Source organism: Pseudomonas sp. R62, from assembly GCF_000257605.1.
Classification (GTDB): Bacteria; Pseudomonadota; Gammaproteobacteria; order Pseudomonadales; family Pseudomonadaceae; genus Aquipseudomonas; species Aquipseudomonas atacamensis.
Genome location: NZ_JH635998.1, coordinates 1,156,596 through 1,166,042 on the forward strand (window position 1 = coordinate 1,156,596; position 9,447 = coordinate 1,166,042).

The 9,447-nt window shown below is 60.6% G+C and carries 12 protein-coding genes; 6 read left to right on the top strand and 6 right to left on the bottom strand.

Annotation, left to right across the window (positions count from 1 at the left end; genetic code table 11):
• The 6 genes from lptB to OQK_RS06690 all read left to right on the top strand — a co-directional run.
• Positions 1-553: LPS export ABC transporter ATP-binding protein (gene lptB, locus OQK_RS06665; RefSeq protein WP_038860661.1), on the top strand; the 553-nt coding region annotated here is incomplete at its 5' end.
• A gap of 166 nt (positions 554-719) precedes the next feature.
• Complete coding sequence (locus OQK_RS06670) at positions 720-2,210, top strand: RNA polymerase factor sigma-54 (protein ID WP_016771682.1); 1,491 nt, start codon at positions 720-722, stop codon at positions 2,208-2,210.
• A 73-nt stretch (positions 2,211-2,283) separates the two neighbouring features.
• The gene (hpf, locus tag OQK_RS06675; RefSeq protein ID WP_007912419.1) at positions 2,284-2,592 is read left to right on the top strand and encodes a ribosome hibernation-promoting factor, HPF/YfiA family; all 309 of its coding nucleotides are present in this window, start codon (positions 2,284-2,286) and stop codon (positions 2,590-2,592) included.
• A gap of 12 nt (positions 2,593-2,604) precedes the next feature.
• On the top strand, positions 2,605-3,069 hold the full coding sequence (gene ptsN / locus OQK_RS06680) for a PTS IIA-like nitrogen regulatory protein PtsN (protein ID WP_016771683.1): 465 nt from the start codon (positions 2,605-2,607) through the stop codon (positions 3,067-3,069).
• A gap of 2 nt (positions 3,070-3,071) precedes the next feature.
• A complete protein-coding gene (gene rapZ / locus OQK_RS06685; protein ID WP_016771684.1) occupies positions 3,072-3,929 on the top strand; it encodes an RNase adapter RapZ in 858 nt (285 codons plus the stop codon).
• A 15-nt stretch (positions 3,930-3,944) separates the two neighbouring features.
• A complete protein-coding gene (locus OQK_RS06690) occupies positions 3,945-4,220 on the top strand; it encodes an HPr family phosphocarrier protein (RefSeq protein ID WP_016771685.1) in 276 nt (91 codons plus the stop codon).
• Positions 4,221-4,254: 34 nt separating this feature from the next.
• On the opposite strand, the gene OQK_RS06695 is transcribed toward OQK_RS06690, so the two are convergent.
• From OQK_RS06695 to pmbA, 6 genes are all read right to left on the bottom strand, one after another.
• Positions 4,255-5,148: a ZIP family metal transporter gene (locus OQK_RS06695; protein ID WP_016771686.1), complete on the bottom strand. Its 894-nt coding sequence runs from the start codon at positions 5,146-5,148 to the stop codon at positions 4,255-4,257.
• Positions 5,149-5,178: 30 nt separating this feature from the next.
• The gene (locus OQK_RS06700; RefSeq protein ID WP_016771687.1) at positions 5,179-5,790 is read right to left on the bottom strand and encodes a superoxide dismutase; all 612 of its coding nucleotides are present in this window, start codon (positions 5,788-5,790) and stop codon (positions 5,179-5,181) included.
• 1 nt (position 5,791) lies between these two features.
• Entirely contained in the window at positions 5,792-6,232 is a 441-nt protein-coding gene (locus tag OQK_RS06705) for a hypothetical protein (RefSeq protein ID WP_016771688.1), read from the bottom strand.
• Between the two features lie 27 nt (positions 6,233-6,259).
• Positions 6,260-7,636: a class II fumarate hydratase gene (locus OQK_RS06710; protein ID WP_016771689.1), complete on the bottom strand. Its 1,377-nt coding sequence runs from the start codon at positions 7,634-7,636 to the stop codon at positions 6,260-6,262.
• Complete coding sequence (locus OQK_RS06715) at positions 7,617-8,024, bottom strand: hypothetical protein (protein WP_016771690.1); 408 nt, start codon at positions 8,022-8,024, stop codon at positions 7,617-7,619. The genes OQK_RS06710 and OQK_RS06715 overlap by 20 nt, the downstream gene beginning before the upstream one ends.
• Positions 8,025-8,276: 252 nt before the next feature.
• A partial coding sequence (pmbA, locus tag OQK_RS06720) for a metalloprotease PmbA (RefSeq protein ID WP_016771691.1) occupies positions 8,277-9,447 on the bottom strand: 1,171 nt, incomplete at its 5' end.

A 9,447-nucleotide genomic window follows, 5' to 3' on the forward strand; every position in this document is an offset into this window, starting at 1 on the left:
CCGTGTGCTGATCGATGATCTGGACGTCAGCCACCAGCCGATGCACGGCCGCGCCAAGGCCGGTATCGGCTATCTGCCGCAAGAAGCGTCGATCTTCCGCAAACTGTCGGTCGCCGACAACATCATGGCGATCCTCGAGACTCGCCCTGAACTCGACAAGGCCGGTCGGCGCAAGGAGCTGGAAAGCCTGCTGCAGGAATTCCACATCAGCCACATCCGCGACAACCTCGGCATGAGCCTGTCCGGTGGTGAGCGCCGCCGGGTGGAAATCGCTCGTGCCCTGGCCACTGCGCCGAAATTCATCCTGCTCGACGAACCGTTCGCCGGTGTCGACCCGATCTCGGTCGGCGACATCAAGCAGATCATTCACCACCTCAAGGCCAAGGGCATCGGCGTGCTGATCACCGACCACAACGTGCGTGAGACCCTGGATATCTGCGAAACCGCTTACATCGTCAACGACGGTCAACTGATCGCCGAAGGTGATGCCGAGACCATCCTGGCCAACGATCTGGTCAAGGAAGTGTATCTGGGTCACGAGTTCCGCCTGTAAGCGCGACAGCGCTGTATCGATTCAAGGCGCATTTATCCGCTTTAATTGTTACAGCGCTCTAGGCAAACACTTCAGTTTCAGGCATATAATTTGCTTAAGTTTGGCGCTTCGGCGCCCTGTAGTGGATGGCGCAAAGCGCCGGCGAATAAGGTGTTAAGCCCCTGCCATGAAACCATCGCTAGTCTTGAGAATGGGCCAGCAGCTGACGATGACACCGCAGCTGCAACAGGCCATCCGCCTGCTCCAATTGTCGACCCTGGACCTGCAACAGGAGATCCAGGAGGCTCTGGAATCCAATCCGATGCTCGAACGCCAGGAAGAAGGCGACGACTTCGACAACGCCGATCCTCTGGCCGACAACGCCGAACAGAAGCCCGCCGAAATCCAGGAACCCTCCTACCAGGAAACCGCCCCGACGGTGGACAACCTCGAGGATGGCGAGTGGAACGAGCGCATCCCCAACGAACTGCCGGTGGATACCGCTTGGGAAGACGTCTACCAGACCAGCGCCAGCAGCCTGCCCAGCAGCGATGACGATGAGTGGGATTTCACCACCCGCACGTCCGCCGGCGAGAGCCTGCAGAGCCATCTGCTCTGGCAACTGAACCTGGCGCCGATGTCCGACACCGATCGCCTGATCGCCGTGACCCTGATCGACTGCATCAACAATCAGGGCTATCTGGACGAAACCCTCGAAGAAATTCTTGAAGCGTTCGATCCTGAACTGGACATCGAGCTCGACGAGATCGAAGCCGTCCTGCATCGCATCCAGCAATTCGAGCCCGCCGGGATCGGCGCCCGTAATCTCAGCGAATGCCTGCTCCTGCAACTGCGCCAGCTGCCCGCGAAGACGCCGTGGCTGACCGAGGCCAAGCGTCTGGTCGCCGATTACATCGACCTGCTCGGCAGTCGCGATTACAGCCAGTTGATGCGCCGCATGAAGCTCAAGGAAGACGAGCTGCGCCAGGTCATCGAACTGGTGCAGAGCCTCAATCCGCGTCCGGGCTCGCAGATCGAGTCGACCGAAGCCGAATACGTCATTCCCGATGTGATCGTGCGCAAGGACAACGAGCGCTGGCTGGTCGAGCTGAACCAGGAATCGGTGCCACGCCTGCGCGTCAATGCCCAGTACGCCGGGTTTGTTAAGCGTGCCGACACCAGCGCCGACAACACCTTCATGCGTAACCAGTTGCAGGAAGCCCGCTGGTTCATCAAGAGCCTGCAGAGCCGCAACGAAACCCTGATGAAAGTGGCCACGCAGATCGTCGAACATCAGCGCGGTTTCCTCGAGTACGGCGACGAAGCGATGAAGCCGTTGGTATTGCATGACATCGCCGAAGCGGTCGGCATGCACGAATCGACGATATCCCGGGTGACCACACAGAAATTCATGCATACCCCGCGCGGTATTTATGAGCTGAAATACTTTTTCTCCAGCCACGTCAGCACCTCCGAAGGCGGCGAATGCTCGTCCACGGCGATCCGCGCGATCATCAAAAAACTGGTCGCCGCGGAAAATCAGAAAAAGCCGTTGAGTGACAGCAAGATCGCTGGTTTACTGGAGGCACAAGGCATTCAGGTGGCTCGCCGCACCGTCGCCAAGTACCGCGAATCCCTCGGAATCGCGCCTTCGAGCGAACGCAAGCGGTTGATGTAAGCCACGTTACAGCGTTCCAGTGGCAGGCTTTTCGGCCTGCCGCTTTATGCACTGGCAACGAAGGAGAAGCTGTATGCAAGTCAACATCAGTGGACACCAACTGGAAGTGACCCAACCTCTGCGTTCCTACATCGAGGAAAAACTCCAGCGACTGGAGCGACATTTCGACAAGATCACCAACGTGCAGGTCACGATGTGCGTCGAAAAGCTGAAGCAGAAGATAGAAGCCACCTTGCATATCCCCGGCAGCGAAGTGGTCGCCAACGCAGAAGATACCGACATGTACGCTGCGATCGACTCACTCACCGACAAGCTGGATCGCCAACTCAAAAAGCATAAGGAAAAGACCCAGAGCCTCCTCCAGGGCGCGACCGGTCGTTAACACCCCTATCCCATGATCCGACTTGAAACCATCCTGACCCCCGGCCGTTCCCAAGTGAACGCGCCGGGCGGCAGCAAGAAAAAAGCCCTCGAACAGATTGCCAACCTGATCCACCGCGAAGTGCCGGATCTGGCGATGCAGGACGTCTTCGAGGCGTTGATCGCCCGTGAAAAACTCGGCTCCACCGGTTTTGGTAACGGCATCGCCATTCCCCACTGCCGCCTCAAGAGCTGCACGGCGCCGGTCAGCGCCCTGCTGCACCTCGAAGCTCCGATTGATTTCGATGCCATCGACGGCGCTCCGGTGGACCTGCTGTTCGTGCTGCTTGTCCCGGAAGCCGCAACCGACGCGCATCTGGAGTTGTTGCGCCAGATCGCCAGCATGCTCGACCGCAAGGAAGTGCGTGACAAGTTACGCAGCGCTCCGAGCAATGAAGCCTTGTACCAGGTTGTACTGGACGAGCAGAACGGGCACTAATCATGCGCTTGATCATTGTCAGTGGCCGTTCGGGCTCGGGTAAAAGTACCGCCCTGAATGTCCTTGAGGACAACGGCTACTACTGCATCGACAATCTGCCGGCCGGTTTGCTGCCGGAACTGGCCGAGCGGGCGCTGATTCACACGGAACTGGCGCAGCCGCTGGTCGCCGTGTCGATCGATGCACGCAACCTGCCCAGCCATCTGTCACGCTTTCCCGAGTTGCTCGAAGACGTGCGTGCCAAACACATCAAGTGCGATGTGCTGTACCTGGACGCCGACGAAGAAACCCTGCTCAAGCGTTTTTCCGAAACCCGGCGACGTCACCCGCTGAGCAACGCCAATCGCTCGCTGGCCGAGGCGATTCACGATGAAACCGCCCTGCTCGGCCCGATCGCCGATCTGGCTGACCTGAAAATCAACACCACCAGCCTGAATCTGTATCAACTGCGCGATACCCTGAAGTTGCGTCTGTTGAATCAGCCTGAGCCCGGCACGGCGTTTCTGGTTGAATCATTTGGCTTCAAGCGCGGCATGCCGGTCGATGCCGATCTGGTCTTCGATGTGCGCTGCCTGCCCAATCCGTACTGGAAACCGGAGCTGCGCGCGCAATCGGGCCTTGATGCACCGGTGGCCGAGTACCTGGCGCAGCAGCCGGATGTCGAAGAAATGTATCAGGACATCTACGCCTACCTGAACAAGTGGCTGCCACGTTTCGCCGCCAGCAACCGCGCCTACGTGACCATTGCCATCGGCTGCACCGGCGGGCACCACCGCTCCGTCTACCTGACCGAACGTCTGGGTCAGGCCCTGCAGAAAACCCTGAAGAACGTCCAGGTTCGCCACCGCGACCTCACCTAAAGGATCCACACCGCGATGCCTGCTCGTGAAATCGAAATCATCAATAAACTGGGTCTGCATGCCCGGGCATCGGCCAAATTCGTCGGCGTGGCCGGTCAGTATCCAGACTGCACGATCCGGGTGGGACGCACCCCTGAAACGACTGTCGACGGCAAGAGCATCATGGCAATGATGATGCTCGCGGCGGGCAAAGGCACCAAGATCCATTTGAGCACCGAAGGCGAACAGGCTCAGGAAGCCATGGACGCATTGGTCGATCTGATCGAAAGGTATTTCGACGAAGGTGAATAATCCGCGAGGCGGGGACACTGTTCCTCGCCTCCATTCACCCCAACGCCGTATCCATCACCATCATCAGACAAAACCCGACCAACAGGCCCAGACTGGCCAGCTTGTCATGCCCATGACGGCGCGACTCCGGAATCACTTCGTGGGTCACCACCAGCAACATCGCCCCGGCCGCCAATGCCAGTCCCAGCGGCAACAGCACCTGAGCCAGACTCACCAGCCACGCGCATACCAGTGCAAATACCGGTTCGACCAGCCCCGACGCCGCGCCGATCAGAAACGCTCTTACCCGCGACATTCCCGCCCCGGCCAGCACCAACGCAATCACCAGCCCTTCCGGCACATCCTGCAACGCAATGCCCATCGCCAGACTGTCGGCGTCCGCCATCCCGCCGCCGGCAGATACGCCAACCGCCATGCCTTCTGGAATGTTGTGCGCGATGATGGCGAACACGAACAGCCAGATTCGTGGCGGAATCACCGGATGCTCCAGCGTGCCGACGAGCATCTGCGGCGAGGCACCGGAAACGCGCCGATCCACCAGATACAGACCGAACGCGCCGAGCAGGATGCCGAAGCAGATCAGGCTACTGGCGGCCCACGGCGTCAGACCAAGACTCTCCGCCGCAGCAATGCCCGGCACGATCAGTGAAAACGCCGTCGCCGCCAGCATCACCCCGGCACCAAATCCCAGCAAGGTGTCGCTGAGTGCCTGCGGCATGCGCCGGATCACCAGCACCGGCACCGCGCCAAGCGCCGTGCCCAAGGCGCAGATGGCACCGCCCTGCAAGGCGCGCAACAGCCGCGGTTCCAAATTCAGCCACTGCAAACCGTGGGCGACCAGCAAAGTCATCCCCGCCAGCAGCAACAGCGAGCCCACCGCGTAGCGAAACATGCGCCCGCTGCCAATCGCCAGTGTTTCCGTGCCCATAGTCAGCCCTGGATTGTTTTTATTGAAGGCTTAAACCAGTGCGGCCTGATAGCGCGCAGCAACTTCCGGCCAGTTGATCACGTTGTAGAACGCGTTGATGTATTCCGGGCGACGGTTCTGGTAGCGCAGGTAGTAGGCGTGCTCCCAGACGTCGAGACCGAGGATTGGGGTATTGCCGTTCATCAACGGGCTGTCCTGATTGCCGCTGCTTTCTACGATCAGTTTTTTCTCCGGGGTGACGCTCAGCCACGCCCAGCCGCTGCCAAAACGGGTCAGCGCGGCTTTGGTGAAGGCTTCCTTGAAGCTGTCGAGTCCGCCCAGTTGCTCATCAATAGCCGTGGCCAGCGCGCCGTCGGGCTTGCCGCCGCCGTTGGGCACCATCACTTCCCAGAACAGCGAGTGATTGGCGTGACCGCCGCCCTGATTGATCACCGCCGCGCGAAGTTTTTCCGGCAGCTGCTGGACGCTGGCGACGAGTTTTTCCACCGGCCACTCGGCAAACTCGGTGCCTTCCACGGCGGCATTGAGGTTGTTGATGTAGGTCTGGTGGTGCTTGGTGTAATGGATTTCCATGGTCTGCGCATCAATGTGCGGCTCGAGGGCATCGTAGGCGTAGGGCAAGGCAGGCAAGGTAAAAGCCATTTCAATGGACTCCATACTGATGGGGATTTGAGGCGCGGCGGGCATTGCCGGTGTCCGGATGCAGCAGGCGCTGGGTGCGCGGGTACTCGCCGTGCTCGCTGATGAAATTCAACAGTTCGACGTAGGTCTTGCTGCTCTGGCGCAACGCCGCCTCACGCAGGGCCGGGCGCAGGCGTTCGTCCTGCATGGTTTGCAACAAGCGCTGGTGGATGGCGCAAAGATATTCGGCGCTCTCCTCCGGTTGATTCAGGCGCAAATGCAGGTCGGCGAGGTTGTGATGAGAGACGACGCAGGCCGCCACCGCTTCGTCGGCATCCGCCCAGCGTTCGAACAACACTTGCGCCAGGGCCAGGGCTTGCAGGTAAGCCTCGCGGGCGTCGATCAGTTCGCCCAGCATGAAGCAGCGATTGGCCCGTTCGATCGTGCGTTTCCAGTGCTCCATGGTGAGCCTCCAAAGCGGTTGCGGGGTTTACACGCCGCCGGCGGTGAGTTTCTCGGGGTTGAGCAACTCTTCCAGTTGGCTGCGCGACAGGTCGGTGTGTTCCAGAGCGACGTCGATCACCGCGCGGCCTTCCTTGTAGGCCTGCTTGGCGATTTCGGCGGCTTTCTGGTAACCGATGATGGGGTTGAGTGCGGTGACCAGAATCGGATTGCGCGACAACGCTTCTTGCAAGCGCGATTCGTTGACCTTGAAAGTAGCGATTGCCTTGTCACCGAGCAGGCGACTGGAATTGGCCAGCAGTTCGATGCTGCTCAGCAGGTTGTGCGCGATGATCGGCAGCATCACGTTCAGTTCGAAGTTGCCGGATTGACCGGCGACGGTGATCACCGAGTCGTTGCCGATCACTTGCGCAGCGACCATCGCGGTGGCTTCCGGGATCACCGGGTTGACCTTGCCGGGCATGATCGATGAACCCGGTTGCAGCGCTTGCAGTTCAATCTCGCCGAGGCCGGCCAGGGGACCTGAGTTCATCCAGCGCAGGTCGTTGGCGATTTTCATCAGCGATACGGCGGTGGCCTTGAGCTGGCCGGAGACAGAGACCGCGGTGTCCTGCGAGCCGATCAGCGCGAACAGATCCTTGCCCGGGGTGAACTGCACGTCGGTCAGTTGGCTCAGATGCCGACTGAATCGCGCGGCGAACTCCGGATGCGCATTGATCCCGGTACCGACCGCAGTGCCGCCCTGCGCCAGCGCTTGCAGGCTCGGCAGCAAATCCTGCAGATGGCCGATATTGGCCTTGAGCTGCTGCGCCCAACCGTTGAGCACCTGGCTCATGCGCACCGGCATCGCGTCCATCAGGTGAGTGCGCCCGGTCTTCACATGGTGATGCACTTGCTCGGCCTTGCGCTCGATGACCTGGACCAGATGCAACAGCGCCGGCAGCAATTGTTCATGCAGCGCCAGCGCGGCGCTGACGTGGATGGTGGTCGGGATGATGTCGTTGCTGCTTTGCCCGCAGTTGACATGATCGTTGGCGTTGACCGGCTCGCCGAGCATGCGACTGGCCAGCGTCGCGATCACTTCGTTGGCGTTCATGTTCGAGCTGGTGCCGGACCCGGTCTGGAAGATATCCACCGGGAAATGCTGCATGAAATCGCCTTCGAGCAGACCTTGCGCGGCATCACTGATGGCTTTGCCCTGGGCCGCGCTGATCTGGTTCAGCTCAACGTTGGCCCGGGCAGCGGCGGCTTTGGCGAGGATCAGCGCGCGGATGAACTGCGTCGGCATCGGCTTGCCGCTGATCGGGAAGTTGTCCACGGCGCGCTGGGTCTGCGCGCCATAGAGCGCATCGACCGGCACCTGCAGTTCGCCCATGCTGTCGCGCTCAATACGTGTCTTGGTCATGCGAATGTCCTTGCAGCAAATCAATGAGAGGAATCGACGGTTGCAACTCGCAAGTGGCGAGCTGCCAGGTGTAGCGTTGCCAGCGCCGCAAGCGGCATTGGCATAGCGACAGGCGCTCCATTTCACGCAAGGGGCGCCAGGCTTGATCGAGACAGACGCTGCGCCAGTGCCACGGCAACGCGATGTCGGTGGCGGTATCGAGCAGCAGACGGAAAGACGTTTCGGCGACAGTCCAGGGCGAAGTGGCTGTGCAACAGGACAGATAGCGTCCTTCGGCGAGGTAGTGTTCGATCAGGCGCGGTTCGTCAGGATCCAGCGCGCAACGGATCTGGCGGCTCATCCAGCGCCAGCTTTCGAGGTAAGGCTGCTCGTGCAAGGCAGAACTCATGATCCGGGACTCGTTCGGAGATGAGATTTATTATTAGATGATAATGAGAACCAACACAAGCACTCGAGTTTGCGCTGCTCACTTGTGGGAGCGAGCCTGCTTGCGAATGCGCTGTGTCAGTCAGCACATTTACAACTGATCCACCGCTTTCGCGAGCAGGCTCGCTCCCACAGGGGATTTGTGCGAAGCGAAGAAAAAAGGCGCGCCATCCAGAACGGATGGCGCGCCTTTTTTTGTTGGCGGATTCGCGGCTTAGCTGCCGGCGACAGTCATCCGCTCGATCAACACCGAGCCGGTGCGGATGTTGCTGCGCAGCTCCAGATCATTACCCACCGCGACAATCTGCTTGAACATGTCGCGCATGTTGCCGGCGATGGTCACTTCCTGCACAGCGAACTGGATCTCGCCGTTTTCCACCCAGAAGCCCGCCGCACCGCGCGAATAGTCGCCGGTGACCATGTTCAGGCCGTGGCCCATCAATTCGGTGACCAGCAGACCTCGGCCCATGCGCTTCAACAGCGCTGCCTGATCTTCATCGCCATGGGTGACGAACAGGTTGTGCACACCGCCCGCGTTGGCGGTGCTCGGCATGCCCAGTTTGCGCCCGGAATAGGTGCCGAGGATGTAGGAAACCAACTCGCCCTTCTCGACGAACGGTTTCGCGTAAGTCGCCAGGCCATCACCGTCGTAGGAAGCACTGCCCATGGCGCGCATCAGATGCGGGCGCTCATCAATGGTCAGCCATTCCGGGAACAGCTTTTGCCCGAGTGTGCCTTCGAGAAACGACGATTTGCGATACAGGCTGCCGCCCGACACGGCCGAGAGGAAGCTGCCGAACAGACCGCCCGCCAGTTCGGCGGAAAACAGCACCGGCACTTCGCAGGTCGGCACCGGCCGCGCGCCCAGACGGCTGGCTGCACGTTGCGCGGCACGCTGGCCGATGCTCACCGGATCGGCGAGCAGACTGCCCTGGCGATTGACGTCGTACCAGTAATCGCGCTGCATCTGGCCGTCGGCTTCAGCGATCATCACGCAACTCAGGCTGTGCCGGGTCGATGCGTAGCCGCCGATGAAACCGTGGCTGTTGCCGTAAACCCGGCAGCCCTGATGGGTGCTGAGGGTGGTGCCGTCGGCGTTCATGATCCGCGCATCGGCATCGAACGCCGCCGCCTCGCAGAGCAAAGCCTTCTCGATGGCCTGCTCCGGGGTAATGTCCCATTCGTGGAACAGGTCGAAATCCTGCACATCCCTGGCCATCAGTGCGGCGTCGGCGAGGCCCGAGGCTTCATCTTCGGAAGTGTGCTTGGCGATGGCCAGTGCTGCTGCGACGGTTTCACGAATCGCCTCCGGCCCGGTGGCCGAGGTGCTGGCCGAGCCTTTGCGCTGGCCGACATACAAGGTAATGCCAAAACCCTGATCACGA

What these genes read in the sequence shown, in the direction of transcription:
- OQK_RS06670 (WP_016771682.1), top strand. Translation starts at nt 720, where the DNA reads ATGAAACCATCGCTAGTCTTGAGAATGGGCCAGCAGCTGACGATGACA.
- hpf (WP_007912419.1), top strand. Translation starts at nt 2,284, where the DNA reads ATGCAAGTCAACATCAGTGGACACCAACTGGAAGTGACCCAACCTCTG.
- ptsN (WP_016771683.1), top strand. Translation starts at nt 2,605, where the DNA reads ATGATCCGACTTGAAACCATCCTGACCCCCGGCCGTTCCCAAGTGAAC.
- rapZ (WP_016771684.1), top strand. Translation starts at nt 3,072, where the DNA reads ATGCGCTTGATCATTGTCAGTGGCCGTTCGGGCTCGGGTAAAAGTACC.
- OQK_RS06690 (WP_016771685.1), top strand. Translation starts at nt 3,945, where the DNA reads ATGCCTGCTCGTGAAATCGAAATCATCAATAAACTGGGTCTGCATGCC.
- OQK_RS06695 (WP_016771686.1), bottom strand. Translation starts at nt 5,148, where the DNA reads ATGGGCACGGAAACACTGGCGATTGGCAGCGGGCGCATGTTTCGCTAC.
- OQK_RS06700 (WP_016771687.1), bottom strand. Translation starts at nt 5,790, where the DNA reads ATGGCTTTTACCTTGCCTGCCTTGCCCTACGCCTACGATGCCCTCGAG.
- OQK_RS06705 (WP_016771688.1), bottom strand. Translation starts at nt 6,232, where the DNA reads ATGGAGCACTGGAAACGCACGATCGAACGGGCCAATCGCTGCTTCATG.
- OQK_RS06710 (WP_016771689.1), bottom strand. Translation starts at nt 7,636, where the DNA reads ATGACCAAGACACGTATTGAGCGCGACAGCATGGGCGAACTGCAGGTG.
- OQK_RS06715 (WP_016771690.1), bottom strand. Translation starts at nt 8,024, where the DNA reads ATGAGTTCTGCCTTGCACGAGCAGCCTTACCTCGAAAGCTGGCGCTGG.